We start from the raw sequence: 426 nt of genomic DNA, 5'->3' as shown, positions 1-426 counted from the left end.
CACGCTGATCAGCCCGGCCCATGCCGGAGAGCTCGGCGACCAATGCCGCCAGCTACACCACATCCCGGGACATGATCCGCAGGCCTCGCAGACGAAGACCTTGGAACTCTTGATCCAGGATCCTTTTCGGACCACCGCAGTTCCACATCCCGGGCAATTGAAAGTGAGATCGGCATCGAACAGTTCACGTGCAAGCGTCATCATTTCGTCTCCGCCTTTTGATCGGCGAAGCAAAATTGATGCCGGGATCTGATGTGCCGGAATGGCACCGCGCTCAACGGGGGCCGGGGACCAAATGCTCATGCAAATGGCTGAGAGACACTGGCACACCAGCGCGCGGGGCTATCGAAACATTAGCGATCTCTTGACGAAGGCCTTGGCCCGCGCCAGACTCATCATGGCATGGCGAAGGGCATCAAGGTTGGC

General features: G+C 58.9%; 1 protein-coding gene. It reads left to right on the top strand.

What is annotated here, in order from left to right:
• Nucleotides 1-253, top strand: a 253-nt coding sequence (locus P9272_RS35965; RefSeq protein ID WP_278164970.1) for a hypothetical protein, incomplete at its 5' end; no start/stop codon positions are given.
• Nucleotides 254-426 lie beyond the last annotated feature (173 nt).

This window comes from Mesorhizobium sp. WSM4976, from assembly GCF_029625685.1.
Taxonomy (GTDB): domain Bacteria; phylum Pseudomonadota; class Alphaproteobacteria; order Rhizobiales; family Rhizobiaceae; genus Mesorhizobium.
This window is presented reverse-complemented; position numbering and strand designations above follow the sequence as displayed.